Source organism: Synechococcus sp. RedBA-s, from assembly GCF_024345495.1.
GTDB lineage: Bacteria > Cyanobacteriota > Cyanobacteriia > PCC-6307 > Cyanobiaceae > Regnicoccus_A.
On record NZ_JAGQBF010000009.1, the window covers coordinates 1 to 20566 of the forward strand.

Annotated in this window: 15 protein-coding genes and 1 pseudogene; 2 read left to right on the forward strand and 14 right to left on the reverse strand. The window is 66.8% G+C overall.

The window, feature by feature from the left end:
• Window positions 1-266: 266 nt before the first annotated feature.
• The 5 genes and pseudogenes from KBY67_RS14885 to KBY67_RS05100 form a co-directional block, all read right to left on the reverse strand.
• A pseudogene (locus KBY67_RS14885) lies at window positions 267-841 on the reverse strand (alpha-amylase family glycosyl hydrolase).
• Window positions 842-1079: 238 nt separating this feature from the next.
• On the reverse strand, window positions 1080-1919 hold the full coding sequence (locus tag KBY67_RS05085; RefSeq protein WP_255109409.1) for an HAD-IIB family hydrolase: 840 nt from the start codon (window positions 1917-1919) through the stop codon (window positions 1080-1082).
• Window positions 1920-1972: 53 nt separating this feature from the next.
• A complete protein-coding gene (locus KBY67_RS05090; RefSeq protein WP_255109411.1) occupies window positions 1973-4111 on the reverse strand; it encodes an HAD-IIB family hydrolase in 2139 nt (712 codons plus the stop codon).
• Window positions 4112-4904: 793 nt separating this feature from the next.
• Window positions 4905-6203 (reverse strand): chloride channel protein, encoded by a 1299-nt coding sequence (locus tag KBY67_RS05095; protein ID WP_255109413.1) that lies wholly within the window; start codon window positions 6201-6203, stop codon window positions 4905-4907.
• A complete protein-coding gene (locus tag KBY67_RS05100) occupies window positions 6200-7519 on the reverse strand; it encodes an MFS transporter (RefSeq protein ID WP_255109585.1) in 1320 nt (439 codons plus the stop codon). Before KBY67_RS05100 ends, KBY67_RS05095 begins: the two co-directional genes overlap by 4 nt.
• Before the next feature lies 1 nt (window position 7520).
• Here KBY67_RS05100 and KBY67_RS05105 point away from each other — a divergent pair, with 1 nt between their 5' ends.
• Complete coding sequence (locus KBY67_RS05105; RefSeq protein ID WP_255109415.1) at window positions 7521-9818, forward strand: FdhF/YdeP family oxidoreductase; 2298 nt, start codon at window positions 7521-7523, stop codon at window positions 9816-9818.
• On the opposite strand, the gene KBY67_RS05110 is transcribed toward KBY67_RS05105, so the two are convergent.
• The 8 genes from KBY67_RS05110 to KBY67_RS05145 all read right to left on the reverse strand — a co-directional run bounded on the left by KBY67_RS05110 (window position 9763) and on the right by KBY67_RS05145 (window position 17531).
• Window positions 9763-11139: an APC family permease gene (locus tag KBY67_RS05110; RefSeq protein ID WP_255109417.1), complete on the reverse strand. Its 1377-nt coding sequence runs from the start codon at window positions 11137-11139 to the stop codon at window positions 9763-9765. The two genes, KBY67_RS05105 and KBY67_RS05110, sit on opposite strands and share 56 nt — an antisense overlap.
• A 99-nt stretch (window positions 11140-11238) precedes the next feature.
• Entirely contained in the window at window positions 11239-12429 is a 1191-nt protein-coding gene (locus KBY67_RS05115; RefSeq protein ID WP_255109419.1) for an MFS transporter, read from the reverse strand.
• Entirely contained in the window at window positions 12426-13037 is a 612-nt protein-coding gene (locus tag KBY67_RS05120) for a transglutaminase family protein (RefSeq protein ID WP_255109421.1), read from the reverse strand. The genes KBY67_RS05115 and KBY67_RS05120 overlap by 4 nt, the downstream gene beginning before the upstream one ends.
• Window positions 13034-14485, reverse strand: a complete 1452-nt coding sequence (locus KBY67_RS05125) for a glutamine synthetase (RefSeq protein ID WP_255109423.1) — start codon at window positions 14483-14485, stop codon at window positions 13034-13036. Before KBY67_RS05125 ends, KBY67_RS05120 begins: the two co-directional genes overlap by 4 nt.
• A gap of 244 nt (window positions 14486-14729) precedes the next feature.
• Window positions 14730-15185 (reverse strand): hypothetical protein, encoded by a 456-nt coding sequence (locus KBY67_RS05130; RefSeq protein ID WP_255109425.1) that lies wholly within the window; start codon window positions 15183-15185, stop codon window positions 14730-14732.
• Entirely contained in the window at window positions 15185-16210 is a 1026-nt protein-coding gene (locus KBY67_RS05135; RefSeq protein WP_255109587.1) for a GTP 3',8-cyclase MoaA, read from the reverse strand. The genes KBY67_RS05130 and KBY67_RS05135 overlap by 1 nt, the downstream gene beginning before the upstream one ends.
• Window positions 16211-16295: 85 nt before the next feature.
• Window positions 16296-16976, reverse strand: a complete 681-nt coding sequence (locus KBY67_RS05140) for a molybdenum cofactor guanylyltransferase (protein ID WP_255109427.1) — start codon at window positions 16974-16976, stop codon at window positions 16296-16298.
• 39 nt (window positions 16977-17015) lie between these two features.
• Complete coding sequence (locus KBY67_RS05145; protein ID WP_399213986.1) at window positions 17016-17531, reverse strand: phosphate-starvation-inducible PsiE family protein; 516 nt, start codon at window positions 17529-17531, stop codon at window positions 17016-17018.
• Window positions 17532-17772: 241 nt separating this feature from the next.
• Here KBY67_RS05145 and KBY67_RS05150 point away from each other — a divergent pair, with 241 nt between their 5' ends.
• Window positions 17773-19974 (forward strand): molybdopterin oxidoreductase family protein, encoded by a 2202-nt coding sequence (locus KBY67_RS05150; RefSeq protein WP_255109429.1) that lies wholly within the window; start codon window positions 17773-17775, stop codon window positions 19972-19974.
• Between the two features lie 3 nt (window positions 19975-19977).
• Here KBY67_RS05150 and KBY67_RS05155 read toward each other — a convergent pair whose 3' ends face one another.
• Window positions 19978-20535: a Crp/Fnr family transcriptional regulator gene (locus tag KBY67_RS05155; RefSeq protein ID WP_255109431.1), complete on the reverse strand. Its 558-nt coding sequence runs from the start codon at window positions 20533-20535 to the stop codon at window positions 19978-19980.
• Between the last annotated feature and the right edge of the window lie 31 nt (window positions 20536-20566).

A 20566-nucleotide genomic window follows, 5' to 3' on the forward strand; every position in this document is an offset into this window, starting at 1 on the left:
CTCACGATGGAGCCGGGTCTGGGGATCCACTGGGGATTGGATTGGTTTCGCAGCCCCAAGCTCCCATGGCTCCCTGCCCACCCCATTGACTGAGACGCATGCTGTTGCAAGGGTTCTCAGACTTGTGTCGGGCAGTCAGCCTGACAACAGTCCTTGAGAAGCTGCAGAATCAGATGGGCTTTGCGTTCATTCTGACAGGTTGATCCCAGCTTCTTCCAGAGGAAGGCGACAGTGTCGAGCCTGAGTACATCCACACCTTGATTAGGCTAGAACAGCACAATCGAAAGGATCTCGATAAAGACCTCGGGATTGCTGTAATTCAGATTCCACTGGTAGTCGTGAAATGCCGTCATTACCCAGCGCTTCATCTCCTCATTCCAGGTGAAATTGCCTGGATCGGCTTCCGGGAAAACCATCAGCATACCCTGCTCAAACACATCCGGCACGGTCCTGTCCTCGAAGGTGAGGTCGTAGCCCTGGTGGCGGAGATCCCCATCCTTCGCCTTCAAGGCCCATTCATACTCATCTGAAGTGTGCTTCAGTACGATATCCAGAACCAACAAAAACCGTTTTTCCTGAATTGCTCAGAGATGTGCTGAATGTCGTCAAGACTTCCAGCACGGCTATCGATTTCGCGGAAGTTACTGATGGCATAGCCGCCATCACTCTTGCCCACCGGACACTTCTGGATCGGCATGATATGAACTATGTTCGCTCTCAACTCCTGGATGTAACTGATCTTGCTAGTCAAGTCCACCAGGCCATTGGCGAATCCATTGGTGGAAAGGGTCACGCCCGCCCACTTCTGTGAAAGGAGCCAGTGATGATCCTGCTCGTACATCAGGACGTCAATGGTGGGAGAGGAGGGCCTCGAAAAGAGAATCGAATCGGCTGGTTCGAGCGCTCCAAGGGCTTGGAGCCGGGGCGGGGGGTCTGGATCTTGTCCTGGATCTGGGCCTGGATCTGGGACTGGATCTGGGACTGGGACTGCGACAGGGACTTAGCCCCTGGCTTCTGTCTCGTAAAATCAGCGAGCAATGCCAACCAGTGAACGCGATGCTGGTCTACAGAATGCTGGTCTACAGAATCCAGCCCTCAGTTTCAGGATGAAAGTGCACCAGACCTTCAAGTATGCCTGCGCTGTAATTACCATTCATGCCTAGGAAGTCGCCCTTGGCCACATACAACGACTGGTCGGTTCCCCGTTGGCTGGAGCCTTCGTCGGCATCCCGGAGCACATCCGGATGAGCATTGGCCACCAGAACAGAGGGTATGGGGCTCACCAGAATCGGAAGGTCATTGCCGCTGTCACCAGCGAACACCGTGCTGGCGGGCCCAAATCCCCTCTGCTGCATCAAGAACTCCACAGCATGCAACTTGGTGGCCCGCTCGGGCAGGATGTCGAGAAGGCCCACCTGAGCTTGCTCATCGACACTGTAGATCCAGCTGGATTGGGCCTTCAGCTCTTTGAGCCGGGCCTCCATCACCTGGCGCAGGCTGGCCAGATCAACGTCCAGGGGCAGAAAGTAGCTGAGCTTGTAGGTGCTCTGGCGATCCTGCCCCTGCAGGGTGAGGTCCTCGATGGTGGGGAAGGCCTTGGCAATCTGAGCGCTGCTCAGCCCAGGCCAGTCCCTGGCGATTTCATCCTCCCAGGTCTGGGAATAGATCCATTCCGCCGGGGGCTTCAGCCCGTACATGCGACTGCCAACATCGCTGATCACCCAATCCGGTGTTGGGATGCCGAACTGCTCGATCGCCTGCTCCACCAGAGCCAGATGACGACCGGAGACGTAGGCCAGCGTCACCTCAGGCCGGGCCACCAGGGCAGCAAAGCGATCGCGGGCCAACGGCGACTCCAGGGGTTCGCCATTGGGAAGGAGGGTGCGATCAAGGTCCGTGCAGACAAGGATTCGATCCATGGGTCAGGGAGAGAAATGACTTGAGCGAATCGACCGGAGACAACGCTTCGGGATCAGAAGAAGCCGTAGTGCCTGATTGCCTCGAGAATCCCCCAGCAGTGAGCCCCACTAGCGAAGTAGACCTGCTCGTTCTCACTGAGGATGGAGAGTTCCTCCTGGTGTCGGTTGGAAACCACCACACCCAGGGTGTTGCCACTGAGCATGTCAGCGTCCCCTCCGGAGCCGCCGGTCACAAGCGTGCGATTTAGCGGAATATTGTATTGGTTGGCAACATAGCGCAAAGCCTGACCCTTGGAAGCCCGGGCCGGCACGATATCGAGATATTGGCCGAATGAGAGGGTGGCATTCACCGACAGTTCCTGCTGTCTAAGTAAGGCCTGAATGTCTTCGAGGGTCGGTGCAAGTTCGGCGTCGTAGTAGTACGACAGCTTGAAGCGGCTCTGTTCATTCTTGGGCTGGGGGGACAGCCCAGGTAGAGACTCCAACACCCGGCGCAGCACCTGGGGGGTCCAAGAGTGATCGATGTGATGGCTCCAGGCAATATCTGCGAACAGCTCGGAGGTGTAATAGATTTCCGTTCCAAGGCTTGTGATCAGCACATCTGGAGTGGGGATGTTGTTGCGCTTGAGGATGGTCAGCACAGAATCCAGGCGCCGGCCTGTGGCGATCCCGAACAGGAACTGGCGGCGATGGGTGCGTACCACTTTGGCGAATTGCTCCAGGGCCTCGGCATCGCCCATCAAGGTGTTGTCGATGGCCGTGAACAGGGCTCGGCTCCTGTAACTGCTGAACTGATGGGTGGCTGGGGGTTGGGCCAGCGGTTTCAGCTTCGACACCACCGGCTGCAGCATGGACAGATAGGCCTTGGCGTGGGCTTCCCAGGAATAGAAGCGTGCGATGTTGCGCAGTCCGTTGGCGGAAAGCTCATCCCAGCGGCTGGGCTTCTCCAGGATGGAGAGGATGGCCTCAGCGATGGCCTCACGGCTGAGGGGATCCACCAGCAAGCCATTGTGGCAATTGCCGATGATGTCGACAGGACCACCATTTTCGGTGGCCACCAGCGGCAATCCGCTGGCGGCGGCCTCCAGCAGGGTGAGACCGAAGGGCTCGGTCAGGGCGGGATTGACGAACACCCCTTTGGTGGCGGCAGCCAGGCGGTAAATCTCAGGCACTTCATCGGCAGAGTGATGCTTGGGGAGAGCCACGCGCCCGTAGAGTTCATAGAGATCAATCACGCAGAGCAATTCGGTCAGCACTAACTGGGCCCCATCATTGAGCTCACGAATGTCATCACGATTGCCCGCCACGATCACCAGATTGGCCAACTCCTGCAGGCGCTTGCTCTGCCCATAGGCCTCCAGCAGGGACACGATGTTCTTGCGTTCATCCGGCCGCGACAAGGCCAGAATCATCGGCTTTGTTGAATCACGCAGAAACAGACTGAGGGTGTCCTGGAAGTCTTTGGCGGTTGACGTCTGCCCCTGCGTAGGCGGGTAGAACTGCTCGAGATCGGTACCCGGCGCGATGACCGCCATCTTTTCAGGCGTGTAGTAATCGTAAAGCTCATACTGGCTCACGATTTCATTGCGCGTGCTGGTGATGACCAACTCGGCACAGCTGAGCGTGTCTTCCTCGGCACTGATCCGTGCCTGCATATGATAACGCTGCTCGATTTGTTCGATGCCCATGCCGATGGCGAGCAAGCGGCGGTATTTGTCTCTGCCGAGGGAGTGACCCGTATGGATCAACGGCAGGCCGGTGAGATTCGCGAGGCGCACCCCCACATATCCAGCATCGGCGTAGTGGGTGTGAACGACATCAGGCATCTTCGGCTGCTCAGCCAGCCATGTGGAGAGGTGGTCAGCAAAGCTATCCATGTGAGGCCAGAGCTGCTCCTTGGGTAGGTACTCATTGGGACCTGCCTTGATACGTACAATATGAAGGTTCTCGCCCAGCTTCTCAACGGGAACCGCGTAGTCAGGACTGACATGATCATCCATGACCAACCGAGTGACCAGATCTACCCGCTCTACGCCATCCTGCTTGGCCAGTGCCTTGGCCAGTTCAACCACATATTTTGTCTGCCCCCCTGTGTCTGCATCACGCCCGAGCTCGAGATTCTGGCCTCGAATTAATCCATGCACACTGATAAGCAGGATGTAGAGCCCACTGGGGTTGGCCGCATCAACCATGATCGCCTACCGAAAAAGTGATTCAAGAATTCTCGGCAACTGCTTTGGAGTGGCTGAGCGGGAATAGCCGTCCATGCCAATCGCTCGGAACGCTGATGCGGAGATAGAAACTCGGAGGAGGAACCACAAAGACAAAACCTGGAGACAGCTGGGCGCGAGAACAGACCTCCCTTAACTTGTTCATCGTTTGATAATACATATAACTAGGCATTCCGTCAAGTCTTTATTGCAACGCCCGAATTTCCTCCAGAAATAGCGAACTCGAAGGCGTCTGCACAGAGAGGGAGAGAGGGGCCTCAGTCGCGGTCGCAGTCGCGGTCGGGGGACTTCTGCCGCTCACCCCTCGGGTTGTGGGGCGCCCCTGGCGGGAGCGGTGGTGTGTTGAGGCCTCCAGCCCTCGAGAACCGAGGCCAGGAGGCTGCGTATTTTCAGAGCCAACAGCACCAGCCTCTGCACCCAGCCCAGCTGGGCGGCTCACTCCATCCCAGGCTGCCGGCCACCGGTCCCGTGAGCAGGCCCATCAGCAGACGACGCGACAGGGGGTGCAGGGGTGGGCGGGATGTCCGCGATGCCCATCCGGGAGCCAAACACGACCCAGAAGCGAATCGGTTCCGCCACACGGAGGAGTGCACATCAAGGTAGTCGTCGTAGCGCTTGCGGGGGCGGGCCTCGAACTCACCGCTTCGCTGCAGCAGGTCGGAGATCGAAGGCAGACAGCAGGTTTTCAGTAGAGCCAGCCGCGGGGATCGTGTCATGTCCCAGGGGAAGCTGATCCCCGGCACCGGCGTCGAGGCTATCGAGTCAGGAACGCCTCCACCTGCGCCTCGTTCCAGCTGGGGCCGCCCAGCCAGCGGCCCATGGCCGCCGCGATGGCCGAAGCCGTGAGCAGCCACGGCAGCAGAGCGGCATTGCCCTGGAGGGTGAACACAAACAGAGCACAGAACAAAGGAGTGCGGCAGGCCCCGCTGAAGAGGGCCGCCGCGGCCACTCCCGCCAGGGCCGCCTGCTGCTGCTCCGGCAAGGCGCCGAGCCAGGGGGTCACCAGCACAGCCCCGAGGGTCATGGAGTCATGCATCAGCCCTCCGGGGGCCCCGATCGCAATGCTGAGCAGGGGTCCCAGCAGGCGCGGCAGAGCCGCCCACCACGCTGTTGCGGGTGCGCCCGCCAGGGCCGGTCCCAGGGCGAGCGAGCCGTCGTTGAGACTGAGGCCTCCGCTGAGCACGGCCAGCAGGGCGAGGCTCAGGCTGATCCCCACAGCGGTGAGCCAGCGGCTGCGGGAGCGCAGCCGCTGGGCCAGCCAGCCGGAGAGGGGGATGAGCAGGCGCACCAGCAGCACCCCCAGCAGGGCCGTGACCAGGGTGATCAGCAACGCCAGCGGTAGCAACTGCAACTCCAGCGCCGCGCCCATGCCCTCTGCCAGGCGGGCCGGCTGACCCAGCCGCGAGTTGAGCGCTCCGCCGAGCCCCCCAAGGATCAGGGTCGGCACCATCAGCGGCAAGCCATGGACAGCGCTGAGTTCCTCCAGGGCATAGGCGGCTCCCAGCAGGGGAGAGCGAAAGGCCGCCCCAAGGCCGGCGCCGCCCCCGATGGCGGCCACCAGGGCCACAGGCAGCTGCCGCAGCAGGAGGAAGCGGTGGCGCAGCGCCAGCAGCACAGAGGCGCCCAGGGCCGCGGACGGGGATTCGGTGCCCACGCTCAGGCCGGCCAGATGGGTGAGGGCCACCAGCGGCAGGCGTGCCAGCTGGCGCCTCAGCTCGAGGCTGGCGCCAGCCCTGGTTCGCTCTGCTTCGCCGCTGGCGTTCTGCAGCACCAGCACCCCGGTGATGCCACCACCACGCCCCGGTGCCAGGGGCCCCCAGGCGAGCACCAGGAACAGGGCCGTGCCCAGCACCAGGGGCAGCAGCAGCCAGGGCCGCTCCGCCGGCCCGCCCGGAGTCCAGAGCGCCTGCAGGCGGAACCCCAGCTCCGAGAGCCACTGGTACGGAAGCTCCACCAGGCCAATGGCACAGCCGGCCAGCAGCAGCGTCAGCGACCAGGCCAGGGCCGCGCGCAGGCCGGTGGCAGGGGAAGGAGAAAGGCGTGGACCGTTCACCGGCTGGGAGCGAGGCGGCCGTAGGCGCGCACCAGCAGCACCAGGATCCCGCCAAGGGCCAGCAGGGCCAGGGCCAGGGGCACCTGGGAGCTGACCGGTATAGCCACCGCCATGGCCACCAGCAGGCCTGTCCCCTCCTGCTGCAGGAAGCCCGTGAGTGCCGTGGCCTGTCCAGCCTGGGCGGGGAAGGCCTGCATCGGCATGGCCAGGCCGATCGGCACCAAGAGGCCGGCCCCCAGGGTGACCACGAGCATCGGCAGCAGCAGGGAGGCGGCATCGAAGCGGCCCGCCAACCCCAGCACCAGCATCAACCCCGCACCGGCCAGCACGGCGCCGAGCCCGCCGCGCAGCAAGCGCTCCTGGCCCAGGCCCACCACCCAGCGGCTCACGATGGCGGCGCCCAGCAGATAGGGCACGCTCAGGCTGAGGGAGATGGCACCGAACTGAGACGGGCTGAAGCCAAATCCCTGCTCGAAATCAAACGGACTGACCGCCCCATAGACCACCATCAGCCCGGTGCCGAAGGTGGCAATCAAGGTGGGCACCAGGAAGCGGGAATCACGGGCCAGGCGGCCATAACCCAAGGCGATCCCGCCCAGGCCCAAACCTGCTCTCCGCTCTGTCGGGGGCAGTCGGCGGACTTGCTTGAGCCCACGGGAGAGCACCACTGCCGTGGCTGCCCCCAGGAGCGCCAGCAGCAGGAAATCGACGCGCCACGGGGCCACTCGGGCGATCAATCCGCCCAGGAAGGGCGCCAGGCCGAGGGCAATCGCATAGCTCATGGCCACGAACGACATGGCCCGGGTCAGCAGCCGGTCGCTGAAGACATCGCGCAGGCAGGCCCGTGACACCGAGGTGCCACAGCCGGCGCCGATGCCCTGGATCAGGCGCATGATCAGGAATGGAGCAAAGCCCGTGACCACCACCAGCAGCAGGCTGGCCAGGCTGAACAGAGCAAGACCCGTGAGGGCCGTGGGCCGTCGTCCCCAGCGATCGGAAAGAGGTCCCCAGACCAACTGCGAGAGGCCGTAGCCCAGCGCATAGGCGGTGATCGACTCCTGACTGCCAGCGGCGCTCACCTGAAAGTCGCGCGCCAACAGCGGCAGGGAGGGCAGATCGATGAACAGCCCCGACTGGCCCAGGAACGTGCCGGCGCAGCCGTAGAGAATCTGGCTTCGGTGCGCCGCCGCTGAAGTGATGCCGGATCCTGCAGCTTGGCCTTGATCGTATCGGCGGCAACAAGCCGAAACCCTGCGGCAGGGCCTTTCTGGTGGCAGGGCGCGCCATTCTTGAAGGGTGGCCGCCGCAGCGAGCATTGTGAAGGCAGAACCGCCCGAATCCAGCAGCGCCCCTGAGGTGGGCGGCGGCTGGCCGGTGATCACCGGCTGGGCCAAGGCCACCCTCTCCCCCAAAGGCCCCCTGCTCTGGCAGACGCTGCTGCACAAGAGCGCCTGCCTTTCCTGCGCCTGGGGCACGGGCGGCCAGAACGGCGGCTTCGTCGACGAGCTGGGTGAACCGCTGCAGCGCTGCCTAAAGAGCGTGGAGGCGATCGGTGCGGAGCTGCAGGCGGCTGTGCCCGAGTCCGTCTTCGCCGGCCGCAGTGTCGCCGAGCTGCAGGCCCTCACCTCCCTGGAGGCCGATCGGCTCGGCCGCCTCAGCCATCCCTTGATCCTGCGCGAAGGCGGCAGCCACTACGAACGCCTCGGCTGGGACGAGGTGTTCAAGCTGGCCGAAGCGGCTTTCCGGCGCCCACCGCAGCGGGTGGCCTCCTACAGCTCCGGCCGCTCCTCCAACGAAGCCGCCTACCTCTTGCAGCTGCTGCTGCGGGCCTGGGGCTCCAACAACCTGGCCGACTGCTCCGACCTCTGCCACGCCCCCTCCACCGTGGGGCTGAACGAGGTGTTCGGCTCAGGCACCTCGATGGTGAGCCTGGAGAGTCTGCAGCAGGCCGACTGCGTGGTGCTGGTGGGCTCCAACGCACCGGCCAACCACCCGCGGCTGATGAACGAGCTGATCCGCCTGCGCGAGCGCGGCGGCAGCGTGATCGTGATCAACCCTGTGCTGGAGGTGGGCCTGCTGAAGTTCGGCTCGCCCGCCTTCCCGATCAAGTCGATGCTGCGGGGCTCGGAGATCGCCTCGCTGTTCCTGCAACCGGTGCCGGGCAGCGACACCGCCGTGTTCCTGGGCATCCAGAAGGCGTTGCTGGAGGCCGGCCAGATCCGTCACGCGTTCCTGGCGGCCCACGCCGAAGGCTCCGACGCGGTGCTGGAGCAGCTGCGCGTCACCAGCTGGGAGGCGATCAGCGCCTGCTGCGGCCTCAGCCGCGAGGAGCTGGAGCATGCCGCCGCCGTGATCGCCCGCTCCAACGGCGTGGTCTTCGCCTGGGCGATGGGGATCACCCACCACGCCAACGGCACCGCCAACGTCCATGCCATCGCCAACACCGCCCTGCTCAGCGGCAATGTGGGCCGGCCGGGGGCGGGCACGATGCCGATCCGCGGCCACTCCAACGTGCAGGGCTTCGGCTCCATGGGGGTGACGGTGAAGCTGCGCGCCGAGATGCAGCAGGCCCTCGAAGCGCTGCTGGGCCGCCCGCTCAGCAGCGTGCCCGGCTATGACACCCGCGCCCTGATCGAAGCGGCGGAAGCAGGAGAGGTGGACACCCTGCTCTGCCTGGGAGGCAACCTCTGGGGCGCTAACCCGGATTCGCAGCAGGCCCGCCGTGCCCTCGGCCGCATCGACACCGTGATGTACCTGGCCACCAAGCCCAACCAGGGGCACTTCCATGGCCTCGGCGCCCGCCAGACCCTGGTGCTGCCGGTGTTCAACCGCTTCGAAACCCCGCACCGCACCACCACCGAATCGGGCAACAACTTCGTGCGCCTGAACGAACCCGGCACCACCCACCTCAAGCGCGCCGACCTGATCAGTGAGGTGGGTTTCCTCGCCGAGCTGGCCCGGCGGCTGATGGGCCACGATCCGATCGACTGGGGCCGCCTGCAGGACCCTGTCTATGTCCGCCAGTTGATCGGCCGCACCGTACCCGGCTATGGCCCGATTGCCGGTATCGATGCCACCAGGCAAGAATTCAGCGTGGAGGGGCGGGTGTTCGAGCAGCCCAGCTTCCCCACGCCTTCAGGGAAAGCACGGATGGAGCCCACACCCCTGCCGGCGCTGGAGCTGCCCGAGCCGGCCCACTTCGGTGGCCTGGCGCCGGGGGAGAGCGGCCTGGTGCTGGCCCTGATCACGGCCCGCAGCTACGGCCAGCACAACACCGTGGTCTACAAGGCGGGCGATGCCTACAGGGCCATGCCCCACCGCCAGACGATCCTGATGAACCGCGCCGACCTGGCCCGCACCGGCCTGGCCGCCCACCAGCGGGTGACGGTGCAGGGCGAGGCCGGAACCCTGGAGGGCATCGAGATCATCCCCGGCGAGATCCGCGAGGGCGCCGCCCTGATGTTTTACCCGGAGGTGAATGCGATCATCCGCGCCCCGGTGGATCCCCGCAGCGGCACGCCGGCCTTCAAGCGGGTGCCGGTGCTGGTGCGCGGCGGGCTCAGGCCTCTGGCGACAGTGCCAGGCGCCGCGTCAGCTGGTGCAGGGGCAGGCTGAGCAGGATCAGGCCGAGGGCAGCGGCGCTGTTGGCGGTGTCGTTGCCGATGGCGGCGATCAGGAAGACCAGGGAGCCCAGCAATACGATCAGCGCGCTGATCGGATAGCCCGGATCGCGGAAGGGCCGCTCCAGGCCAGGCTCCCGCCAGCGCAGCAGCAGCAGCGAGGTGATGCCGCTCAGATACAGCAGCACGTAGAGGAAGGAGGCGATCCCCAGCAGGATCGTGAAATCACCGAACGCCACCAGCAGTCCGGCCGTGGAGGCGGTCAGCACCAGCGCCAGCACGGGGGTGCCGCCGGCACTCACGGCCGCGAACTGGGGCAGGAAGAGGCCATCGCGGCTGAGGCCGTAGAGGATGCGCGGCGCACCCATCACCACGGCATTCACCAGGCCGAAGGAGGAGATCAGCGCCAGCACCACGATCAGCTGGGAGCTCCACGACCCGAAAATCACTTCGGCGGCATCGGCCAGGGGCAGCACCGATCCGGCGATGCGCGAGACCGGCAGCAGCCGCAGCAGGGCCAGGTTCACCAGTAGATACAGCCCAGCCACGCTGAGCACGCCGCCCACCAGGGAGCGGGGCAGATCCTTGCTGGGCTCGGCGAATTCCTCGGCGAAATAAATCGGGCTGTGCCAGCCGTCGTAGGTGGTGATCACGGCCTGCATGGCGAACACCGCGCCGATGCCGAGGCTGATCCCACCAGCCGCCAGTGGATCAGCGGGGCCCGCGGCCTCCAGCAGCGGTTCGGACACGCCCGCCAGCTCCCTCACCGGAGGGTGCAGGAAGCAGGCCGTGATCAGGCCGAGGAAGGCGATGGCCTTGCCCAGGCTGAGGATCTTCTGGCTGAGGCTGCCGGCCTCAAGGCCCAGCTGCTGAATCAGCGCGAAGGCCAGCAGCACCAGCAGGGCCACCACCTTGCTGCCCACGGGCAGGGCCGGCAGCAGACCGATCGTGTAGTCGCCGATGGTGACCGCCACCCAGGCCAGGCCGGCGCAGTGGCCCACCCAGTCGATCCAGCCCACGGAGAAGCCGGCCTGATCCCCCAGGGCCCGGCGGGCGTAGATGGTCCAGCCGCCGGCCCGGGGCATGGCCGTGCTTAGTTCGGCCACGGCCAAGGCCCCCAGCAGGGCATAGAGCGCCCCCGCCACCCAGGCGGCCACGATCAGGGGCGCACTGCCGAGCTGCTCGGCCACCAGCCCCGGGGTGCGCAAAATGCCGGCACCGATCGTGCCGCCCACTGCCCCGGCGATCCCGAAGCTGACCCCGAGGATCTGCAGCAGCGCCCCCGGCTGGGCCGGTGCTGGTTCGGATCTGGACATCAGGCACCCTGCGATCGCCGCGGGACCCGAGCAGGCTCCCAACGCTGGCAAGTCTGCTCGGCGGGCAAGCCTGATCGATGGCCACCGTCGCCGTTCAGGTCAATCCTGGCCGCCACGGTGTCCGGCCTGCGACGGCAACCGTTGCCCAACGACCAGTGCCAGGGCCGTGGCGACAGCCACCACGGCCAGCAACGGACCTGCGGCCACGGGTCCCCCGCCATTGAAGACGAGGCTCAGCAGCGTGCCGGCGACACCCACCCCCCCCAGCACCAGGCCCGCACCCAGGCCGGTACGGGAGGCGGGCAGGGTGGCCAGGGCCGTTGCGGTGAGGCTGGTGACCACCAGGCTGTGGGCCAGACCCAACGGCGGCAGCAAGACCGGGAGCAGGACCGCCGGCCCCAGCAGGGCGAGGGTGAGCAGGGCCGCCAAGGCCGTCAGACCGAGCTTCAGGCAGCGCCGCTTCCCCCAGCGACTCGCCAGCTCTCCTCCCCAGGGGGCCACCAGGGCCGAGACGATCAGCACCACCGCCGCTACGTTTCGCTCGGCCGATGCCGGGGCCCCAGCCATCGACACCCGGGGCAACAGTGTTAACAGGCTGCCTGTGACCACCCCCACCGCCAGGGCCAGGGACAGCAGATGCAGGGCCTGGCTGGGCGGAACGCGTTCTGTGGTGGGCGGTTTGCCGCCTGAGGGCGGAAACGGCGGCAAGCGCCGCAGGACGGCAAGCCCCAGGGCCAGCACGGCGGCACCCAGGGCGAAGGTGAGGGCCGGCCCCAGCCGCAGAGCCGCTGCGGTGAATGGTGATTCCAGAGCTCCCAGCAGCCCCTGAGCGCAGGTGAACAGCGCCGCGACCCGGGGCAGTTGGTGCAGGGGGGCAGCCTCGCGCAACACCGCCAGGGCCGGGCTGGCCGAGCTCTGAACTGCCACCATCCAGGCCACCATCAGCAGCGGCAGCAGCAGGCTGCCGGCGGGGATTCCTTGCTGCAGCAGGCCCACCACCCCAAGAAAGATCAGGCCAGCCACCAGCACAGCCACACTCACCGGCAGCAACCGTCCCCGCGCGCTGGGGTCGCGCCGGTCGGAAAGCCAGCCCGCCAGCGGTTCGATCACCAGCCCAAGCAGTCCCGGCAGCAGGGCGAAGGGCAGCAGCAGCTGGCTGAATCCGTGGCTGCTGAGCAGCTCAGGCTGATAAGCCCGATAGATCATCCAACCCAGCAGCAGGGCCATCTGCAGCACCACCACGCCCCAGGCCAGACGCCAGCGGATGGGAGACGATGGGACCTGGCTCATGGTCGCCAATCCGGAAGGCTCGCGCGCAGGGCGGCCAGGTCGGGGGCACTCCGCAGGGCCGCCACCACTTCGGGCAGGGGCTCGGTGAACACCTGTGGATTGGTGTGCTCGCCGGGGAGGTGAGGTGTGTAGGCAAGCACGATGGCGGGGGGCTCGAAGCGGGTCGCCACCCCCTCACAATCGCCGCGGGCATCGAGCGGATGCCAGCCGAAACCAGGGAGCGCCACCCAGTTGAACCCATGCAGGGCAAAGGGTGGGCCGCTGTCGTCAATCGAGAGGCGCTGGTACCCGAATCCTGCCGGAATCCCGTTCGCTCTGAGCAGGGCCGCGAGCAAATGGCTCTTGGCAAAACAGATGCCGCTGCGCTGCTCCAGCACCTCGGAAGCGGCGCAGGTCACGGATCCGGCGGTGGTGGTGGTGAAGGTTTGGCCTGGGCCCCCATCGTCAAAGCTGTGGCGCACACGGTCACGCACCCAGAGGAAGCAACGCTTAACCACCTGGAGTTGGGTGCCAGCGCTGCCCAGTCGTCGCGCCAGGGCACTCACACCGGGTGAGTGCCAGTCGACGACCGCGCTGCTGGCCAGATGGATTGCGCTCGGGGGGCTCATGCGGGTCCGGTGGCGAAGGGCCAGGCGCGGGTGGAGGCGATCAAGTCCGCATCCGTAAGTGCGTCACTGCGACGCACCTCAGCCTGACGTGCTTCCGCCACAGTCCGCTGCAGACCCTCTCCCATGGCCTCCCGCAGCAACGGGCTCGCTGCGAAGGCCAGCACCGCCTCGGTGAGGGTCTGGGGAAGCCTTGGGGCCTCGGCCGGGGACGCTGTGGCGGGGTCCCCCGTTAACGGTGGTGGCAGGCACCGGGGACATCGCAGACCCTCCTGCACCGCCGCCAGGACCGCACCGACCAGCAGGTAGGGGTTGGCGCTCAGGTCGGCCACCTTCAGCTCCAGATGGGCCGACTCGCCGCCAGCGGCGGGAACCAGCCGCAACGCCGCCTCCCGGTTCTCCACCCCCCACACCCGGAATGGTGCCGCCCATCGGCCCGGCGCCAGCCGGCGGTACGACACCGCCAGGGCGCAGGCCAGGGGCATCAGGGCCGGCAGATGCTCCAACAGACCCGCCAGCAGCGCCTCCCCCTTCGGAGTCAGCCCGGCCGGGCCAGCCCCACCACCCAGCAGCGCCACACCGTGCTCCGCCACGCTCAGGTGCAGGTGGCCGCCATTACCCACCAACTCGGCGGTCACCAGCGGAGCGAAGCTGCAGATCCAGCCGAAGCGTCGGCTCACCTGCTGGATCACCAGGCGTGCCGCCACCAGGCGATCGGCCGCCCGGAGGGGCTCGGCCGCGGCCAGCGACAGCTCGAACTGGCCGGCTCCGTATTCCGGGTGCAACTGCAGCCAGGGCAGCTCGGCGGCATCAAGGGCCTCGGCCACAGCCGTGAGGTAATCCAGACCCTGGACCAGACGATCGGCGCTGTAGGGACCCCCCACCACCGCCGGGATCCATTCCCCATCCGGCTCCGGCAGGCCCACCATCCACTCGATCTCGAAACCGACCTGGGCGCTCAAGCCTGCAGCGAGCAGGGCCGTCTGCTGCCGGGCACAGAAGCCTCGCTGATCGAGGGAATAGACGTCACCGTTGCGCTCGTGGCGGACGCCGGGGGCCCAGGCCCAGCCGGACGCAGGGTCGAGCGGACCCAGGGCCGTGAGATCGGGCCTCAGGCGCAGGTCGCCATCGGGCCGCGCCAGAGATTGCTGGGGATCGATCAGCCCCGTGGCCCCGAAGGCATCCGCCACCGGTGAGAAGCCCACCCCGTGGCGAGCCACCTGCGGCAGCCGCTCCAGCGGCACTCCCTTCACGAGCACGGAGCCGGCGTGGTTCACGAAGGTGACCGCCAACCGGCGCAGGCCGCGCTCCAGAAGCTCGGCCATCAGCGTGGCGGCGTGCGCATGGACGGAATCATCGGCGTCGTGGCTGGCGATGGCCCTGGGAAGATCCGTCACTGCAAGGCAGGCACTCACCCCGAAATCATTGCCCGATTCGGCGGCACCGGCCATCGTGGGGACCGGCGCCGCTGGTTCCGTTGGCTCACGCGGCCCTGCTCATGGTCGATGTCCAGAACGGCACCTGGCGCTGGCGCCCGCCCGCCGGGAGGGCCTGGTGATCAAGCCCCTGGCCCCCTCGCCGATGAACTGGTGATGGCCGGCCTGGTCGAGGCCTGCATGGCCGAATCTGCCGAGCGCCACCGCTCGGCCCTGACGTGCTTCCGGGGCTACTGCCGGCAGCTGAACGTGGCGGCGTTCAGCGGGGGGTCAGCGGCTCACCTTCGCCTGCTGCCGAGGTCGGAACGGGGAGAGGTGGACAGGCCAGGTTCCCCTGCCACAAACCCACGCCATTCGACTTGGCCGTCCAGATGACGCCGGGGCGGCCGTCACGCACCACCGCCTTGCACGATCGCTGCACTCCCGCAGAGGTGGTGAGCAAAGCGTCAGCCGTCTGGCAGCTGAAGGATTCCTTCATCCCTTTACCGCTGGCCGCACATCCGACCAGGTTGGTGAAGCTCACCCGGGATCCGTCTTCCATTGCCTTTTTGCCGAGATAGATGGCAAAGGAGGTGGGATCGGGCTTGAACGGCAGGGCGACGGCGGCTAGGGGCAAGCCGAGCACCGAGAGGGCGAGCGCAACCTGAAACGTGTGGCGCATGAAAGGCAAGGCGATTGACAGCTGAGCGGAACGCATGGGCGTTGCTTCGATCATCACCCGCCCAGATAAGCCATCTCCGCATGGGGGCGTTGAGTTGTGACAGTCCCTGAAGATTGCCCTTCGGCGCGCTCCTCGCTGTAACGGTCGTGGCGCCCGCTCCAGAGGCTGCGCAGGGCCCCGTTCAGGCTCTCGCCCGCGGCGGCAGGCCCGCGCAACCAGGGTTTGAGATCCAGGCCGCTGGAGGCGAACAGGCAGGTGTAGGCCACCCCGTCGGCGGTGACGCGCAGGCGATCGCAGTCGCCGCAGAAGGGGGCGGAGATCGAGGCCACGACGGCCAGATGGCCGGCCCCATCGCGGTAGCGCCAGCGGCTGGCCGTGCCGTGGGCCTGGCGACCCAGCGGCACCAGGGGCCAGTGGGCACCGATCCGGCGCACCATCTCAGCGGCGGGAAGCACCAGATCCGGCTGCCAGCCGTTGCGGTTGCCCACGTCCATGAACTCGATCAGACGCAGCTCGATCTCCCGCTGGCGGGCCAGCTGCGCCAGGGGCAGCAGCTGATCCTCGTTGCGGCCCCTGGCGATCACGGCGTTGAGCTTGAGGGCGCCGCCGGCGGGATCGAACCCGGCGCCGTGGGCATGGTCGAGGGCGGCCAGCACCTTGTCGAGCACGGCCTCGCCCGCCGCCACCCCGCCGGCGAGGCCTGCCATGAGCGCCACGCTCTCGCCATCGGTGCCGTCAAGGCTCACGGTGATCCGATCCAGGCCAGCCGCCCGCAGGGCCTGGGCCCGCTCGGCGCTGAGCAGCACCCCATTGGTGGTGAGGGCGATCTCGCTCAACCCCGGCTCGCCAGGGCTGGCCGGGGTTGAGCGCAGGGGCTGCAGGGCAGCCACCAGCTCCTCCAGACCCCGGTGCAGCAGGGGTTCCCCGCCGGTGAGCCGCAAGCGACGGAAGCCCAGCGCCGACGCCGCGCTCACCAGCTGGAGCCGTTCGTCCTGGGTCAGCAGCTCCGGAGGGTCGTGGCTGTCAGGGCAGCAGTAGGGGCAGGCGAGGTTGCATCGGGCGGTGAGGGAAAGACGCAGCACTCCACCCGGGCGGCCCAGTTGATCAAGGGGTGGGGTCGGAGCTGCCACTTCTGCCCGGCCGGGGCGGCCGGCTGCCGGGGCTTCAGCCTGGCGCAGACCTGCTGAAACCGTCGCCTGACGCGGGCGCGCAATCGGCCGGGGTGTTGGCATTGAGCAGCTGCGCGGGATCAAGGTTCACGGCGCAGACGCAACGGGTCTGCTCCAGCCAGCGCAGCAGGCTGCGGCCGCCCCGGCCGGTGAAGGCCTCCGCCGCCGCCCGGTTGGAGGGGGTGGCCGGATAGAGGCCCAGCAGGGGCTGCAGTCGGTGGCCATCATGGGCCAGGTGAATGGTGTCGGGATCGAAGCCGGCTTCGGCAGCGGCCACCAGGGCCCTCAGGCTCTCCAGCTGCAGGCGGGGCATGTCCACCGGTGCGAGCAGCAGGCGCTGGCCAGGGTGGAGCGCCATCAGCCGGGTGAGTGCCAACAGGGGACCCTCCCGGGGCGGCGGCTCCAGCAGCACCTCGATCTCCAGCCCGAGCTGCCGGTTCAACTCATGGGCCAGCCGGCCGTGGGAGCGATGGCGGCTCACCAGGGTGAGGGGTGCTCCGAGGCCAGCGAGCAGCTGCAGGGCCCGCTCCAACCAGGTCCCACCTTGGGGGTGGGGCAGCAGGGCCTTGTCGGTGCCCATGCGACGGCTGTCGCCACCGCTGAGCAGGCAGGCCCGCAGGGGGGCCGGCTGCGGCCTGGGGTCAAGGCGCAACGGGCCTGCAGCTGCTCCGCTCATCCTGGAACTGAAGCACGCTGGCGACCTCCACTTCCGCGCTCAGTGGTTGGCGAAGGGACCCTCCTTCATCATCCGCGCCGAGACCTTCTTCTCCGGATCCACACCGGCGAAGGTGGGTGGCAGCCAGACCCTCACCACCATCAGCAGGGCCATGGTGATCAGGAACATGCAGACCGCCAGGATCTGGTGCCAGTCGGTTTCGAGCACACCATTCACAATCACTTCCCGCAGCACCGACACGATCGCGATCTCCACCGACACACCGATCGACACCCTCTGCTCCTGCAGATAAATGATCAGCAGGCGGAACAATTCCACCAGGATCAGGATGAAGAGGATGTCGGCGGTGATGGCATGGAACTGCGGCGCCATCAGCAGCGTTGAAAAGAGGATGCGCATCTGCAACACCATCACGCAGAACAGGCCCACGCAGAGAGACACCGCGATCAGGTCCTGAATCGCTTCCAGCGACTGAACGATCTGGACACGGCGGAACTGCTGGTACCAGCGCACCTCGCCGGGTAATGGCGTACCTGAACCGATCGAGGCCGGCAACGGTTCGGCGTGGGCGGGTTGCTGATCGACGCTGATCGGCTCAGCGGTGGTGGTGGGAGTGACTGTTGGGGTGGGTGAACTCACGGTGAATCGGGCTCAGCGATCGGGGATCTGTGGGCGAACCTTAGGCGGCACGATTCTTATGGGTCAACCAGTGAATGATGAGATTTGCTGATTGGCGCCATAGGCTCCTACTCTCGCGTCCGCGTCTAACCCCAGCCAGCACAAGCGATGGGAGAGCATGGAGTTCGGCTCCCCTTGCACCACCTGCCCAGTGCCCGCTCCCGCCAAGGCTCAGTGCCCCTACTGCGGAGTCGGCTGTGGCCTGGAGCTCAAACCACCGGCGGCGAACACCACCACCAACAGCAACAACCAACCAGACAGCCCAGCCGCCAGCGCTGCGATCTGGTCGGTGCGGGGGGACCGGCAGCATCCCTCCTCCCTTGGCCAGGTGTGCGTGAAGGGGGCCACGGTGGCCGAGACCCTGGACCGCAATCGCCTGAGCACACCCTTGTGGCGAGAGCAGCGCGACCAGCCCTTTGAGGCCATCAGCTGGGAGCGGGCCTTCACGATTCTGGTGGAGAGGATCCAGGCGATCCAGGCGGAGCGGGGATCCAGCGCCATCGCGATGTACGGCTCTGGCCAGTTCCTCACCGAGGACTACTACGTCGCCAACAAACTGATCAAAGGGGCCCTGGGCACGAACAATTTCGATGCCAATTCACGGCTGTGCATGAGTTCCGCGGTGTCGGGCTACAAGCTCAGCCTGGGCTCCGATGGCCCCCCCTGCTGCTACGACGACCTCGACCTGGCCGAGACGGTGGTGCTGATCGGCACCAACACGGCCGAGTGCCATCCCGTGCTGTTCCAGCGGCTGCTCAAGCGCAAGCGCCGCCAGAAAGAGGCGCTGCAACTTGTCGTTATTGATCCCCGTGCCACCGCCACCAGCGATGTGGCCGACCTGCATCTGGCCATCCGCCCAGGCACCGATCTGGCGCTGCTGCACGGGGTGGGCCATCTGCTGCTGGAACGGGGTGCCGTTGACCCTGAGCGGGTGGCGGCCACGGCCGACGGCTTCGCGGAGCTGGCGGCCCTCTGGGCCGGCTGGACACCGGAGAAGGTCTGCGCCCTGTGCGGAATCGAGGAGAAGGCGCTGCGACACCTGGCGGCGCTCTGGGCCGCCAGCTCCGGGGTGCTCAGCCTCTGGTCGATGGGGGTGAACCAGAGTGTGGAGGGCACCGCCACCGTGGCGGGGATCATCAATCTGCATCTGGTCAGCGGCCAGATCGGCAGACCCGGCGCCGGACCCTTCTCGCTCACCGGGCAGCCCAATGCCATGGGCGGACGGGAAGCCGGCGGTCTGGCCGCACTGCTGCCTGGCTACCGCTCGATCCATGAGGCCAGTCACCGCGCCGCGATCGAGCAGCACTGGGGCTTTCCTGCCGGGGCGATCTCCGAGCGGGATGGCCTCTCGGTGTGGGAGCAGATCGAGGCGATGGAACGCGGCGAGCTGGACCTGTGGTGGGTGGCGGCCACCAACCCGCTGGTGAGCCTGCCCTGGCTGGATCGGGTGCGCCAGGCAGTGGCCCGCTGCCCCCTGGTGGTGCTGAGCGAGGCCTACGCGGGCACCGAAACCGAAGCGGTGGCCCACCTCGTGCTGCCGGCCGCCCAGTGGAGCGAAAAGGAGGGCGTGATGACCAACTCGGAGCGCCGGGTCACCCTGTCCCAGGCGTTCCGGAAGCCCCCGGGCGAAGCCCGTCCCGACTGGTCCATCTTCGCGGAGCTGGGCCGCCGGCTGGGCTTTGGCCAGCAGTTCGCCTACGGCTCCTCAGCTGAGGTCTACGCCGAGTTCGCTGCGATCACCGCCGGGCGGGTTTGCGACCACAGCGGACTCAGCCACGGCCTGCTGGCCGAGCACGGGCCCCAGCAATGGCCGTTCCCGGCAGGCACCGCTCCGGGGGGCGGCCAGGCGCGACTGCACACCCAGGGCGTCTATCCCACCGCCAACGGCAAGGCCCGCCTGGTGGCCCAGCAACCCCTGGGGCTGGGGGAGCCGCCGGATGACAGCTTCCCTCTGGTGCTGACGGTGGGTCGATACCTCGGCCACTGGCACACCATGACCCGCACCGCCCATGTGGAGCGGGTGTGCCGCAGCCACCCGGAACCCCTGCTGGAGATCCACCCGGCCGACGCCGAGCGCTGCAACCTCGACGATGGCGGTCTGGCCAGGGTGAGCTCCCGCCGCGGCGGTCTGACCGTGAAGGTGCAGATCAGCGATCGGATTCGCCCAGGCACGGTGTTCCTGCCGATGCACTGGGGGGCCGCCCAGGAGCAGGCCTGCGAGGCCAACCGGCTGATGCATGCCCTGGGCTGCCCGATCTCGAAGCAACCCGAACTCAAGGCGGCAGCCGTACAGGTGGAGCGAGCTGAGAGAGCCGACTGAGGCTCAGCCGATCGGCAGCATGGCCTCCACCAGCTCGGGCGAGAGGCGCAGGACGGGGGGGCCACTGCCGGCGGGATGGTCGTCCACCAATCCCGACTGACGCAACCGCGAAAACATTTTAGTGACGGTGACGCGGGTGTTGCCGATCAACTCGGCCAGGCGCTCGTGGGTGATCCGGATCGGCAGTTCGTACCAGAGGCCACTGCGCCGCCCCAGCCGCTCCACCAGCAGGGTGAGCAGCGCCCTCAGGCGCTTTTCCGTGTCCGGGTGGTGGCGGATCATCAGCAACTCCAAGGTCCAGGTGCTGAGGTCTGTGAGATCGTGCAGAGCCTCGGTTCGCTCCACCCGCTCGATCTGCACCTGGGTGAGGGCTTCAAGGCCCACCCAGTCGCGGCGAAGGGCGAGGGCATCGCAGACATCACCGGGCTGGAGAAAGCCGATCGTGATCTCCTGGCCCGCGGAGGCCAGCAGAAACACCCGCAGGATGCCGGAGAGGACCCGCATCGGCGAGGTGGCGGCAGCGTGACCACCATCAAGCAGCAGGGTCTGACCAACGGCCATCGACAGCTGGCAGAAGGACTGATGAACCGGA

Excerpts from the sequence above, each read along its gene's own strand:
- KBY67_RS05085 (WP_255109409.1), bottom strand. The coding sequence starts at position 1,919 with ATGGATCGAATCCTTGTCTGCACGGACCTTGATCGCACCCTCCTTCCC.
- KBY67_RS05090 (WP_255109411.1), bottom strand. The coding sequence starts at position 4,111 with ATGGTTGATGCGGCCAACCCCAGTGGGCTCTACATCCTGCTTATCAGT.
- KBY67_RS05100 (WP_255109585.1), bottom strand. The coding sequence starts at position 7,519 with ATGCTCGCTGCGGCGGCCACCCTTCAAGAATGGCGCGCCCTGCCACCA.
- KBY67_RS05110 (WP_255109417.1), bottom strand. The coding sequence starts at position 11,139 with ATGTCCAGATCCGAACCAGCACCGGCCCAGCCGGGGGCGCTGCTGCAG.
- KBY67_RS05115 (WP_255109419.1), bottom strand. The coding sequence starts at position 12,429 with ATGAGCCAGGTCCCATCGTCTCCCATCCGCTGGCGTCTGGCCTGGGGC.
- KBY67_RS05120 (WP_255109421.1), bottom strand. The coding sequence starts at position 13,037 with ATGAGCCCCCCGAGCGCAATCCATCTGGCCAGCAGCGCGGTCGTCGAC.
- KBY67_RS05125 (WP_255109423.1), bottom strand. The coding sequence starts at position 14,485 with ATGGCCGGTGCCGCCGAATCGGGCAATGATTTCGGGGTGAGTGCCTGC.
- KBY67_RS05130 (WP_255109425.1), bottom strand. The coding sequence starts at position 15,185 with ATGATCGAAGCAACGCCCATGCGTTCCGCTCAGCTGTCAATCGCCTTG.
- KBY67_RS05140 (WP_255109427.1), bottom strand. The coding sequence starts at position 16,976 with ATGAGCGGAGCAGCTGCAGGCCCGTTGCGCCTTGACCCCAGGCCGCAG.
- KBY67_RS05150 (WP_255109429.1), top strand. The coding sequence starts at position 17,773 with ATGGAGTTCGGCTCCCCTTGCACCACCTGCCCAGTGCCCGCTCCCGCC.
- KBY67_RS05155 (WP_255109431.1), bottom strand. The coding sequence starts at position 20,535 with ATGGCCGTTGGTCAGACCCTGCTGCTTGATGGTGGTCACGCTGCCGCC.